2 protein-coding genes are annotated in these 1,122 nt (G+C 75.2%); both read left to right on the top strand.

The window, feature by feature from the left end; translation table 11 throughout:
• Positions 1-355 precede the first annotated feature (355 nt).
• Positions 356-598 (top strand): hypothetical protein, encoded by a 243-nt coding sequence (locus KN815_RS49225; RefSeq protein ID WP_216348219.1) that lies wholly within the window; start codon positions 356-358, stop codon positions 596-598.
• A 137-nt stretch (positions 599-735) separates the two neighbouring features.
• Positions 736-894, top strand: a complete 159-nt coding sequence (locus tag KN815_RS49230; RefSeq protein ID WP_216348220.1) for a hypothetical protein — start codon at positions 736-738, stop codon at positions 892-894.
• The last annotated feature ends 228 nt before the right edge of the window (positions 895-1,122 follow it).

A 1,122-nucleotide genomic window follows, 5' to 3' on the forward strand; every position in this document is an offset into this window, starting at 1 on the left:
GGGTCCGGGGCCGGGTCCGGCCGGGGCGCGGGACGCGCGGACACCGCGGACGACGTCCCCCGCGGCCGGGATCGCGACCCGGATCACACCATGGGCCCGGGTCGGCGGCCCCGGCGGCTCGGATCCCGCGCGAACGCCTGGGCTGACGCCGCTGCGGCCGCCTGAACCGGCACCGGAGCTGAGACCGTCGAGAACGGCCGGGCTGACGCCTGAGCCGAGACCCCCGCGAAACGACGGACCGACGTCTGAACCGACGTCCGAGCTGAGACCCTCGCGAACGGCCGGACTGGCACCGTCGCGGACACCCGCACCCGCACCCGCACGCACGCCCGAGCCGGTCCCGATGCCGATGCCCGTGCGGGAACCGATGCCGGTGCCGGTGCGGATGCCGGAGTCCGAGGTCGGATCGGGTGTCGAGCCGTGGGGCGGGACCGGTTCATGGGCCGGGGTCGAGCAGGAGATGGGGCCCGAGCCGGACCCCGATCCCCGCTCCGGTACGGGCCCCGCCCTGCGGCCCGTACCGCTACAGCAGGCCCCGCTCGCCCGGCCCCCGCAGCCCCGGCCACCCCGCTGGGTCCGGGATCACCACCGTGGTTAGACTCGGTCGGGGGCTGCGCGTCCCGGCGTTCCGTCACGCGCGGGGCGCCCCGGGCGATGCGCATGGAAGGGCGTGCGACATCGTGGTCAGCCCCCTTCGCACAGTACAAAGCGATCTGACGGGGTGACGTACCCACCATGTCCGAAACCCACATCGACACGACCCAGGCGCGCCCGCGGGACGCCGCCGCCCAGGCCGATGACTCTCACGGCAAGCACCGGGGGCAGGCCGCGTCCGAGGAGTCCCAGGCACCGGCCAACGGCCGCCACCGACGGCCGAATGAGAACGCCGCCTGAGATTCCCGGGATCCGAGATTCTCAGGATCGTCGTGAGAACCTCGGGCTCGTCCCCGATACACCTCAGGCTCGTCCCGCACAGGGCGGCCTGCCCTCCGGGGTGCGTTTCCGATCGCGGGACGGGCTGGATTTCCCGCGGAAGTCCAGCCCGTCCGGCGATCGCGGGACGCCCCCGGCCTGGGCCCCAGGCCCCCGGCGCGGGCCCCAAGCCCCCCGACCCGGGCCCCC

The sequence above is a fragment of the Streptomyces niphimycinicus genome, from assembly GCF_018883605.1.
Classification (GTDB): Bacteria; Actinomycetota; Actinomycetes; order Streptomycetales; family Streptomycetaceae; genus Streptomyces; species Streptomyces niphimycinicus.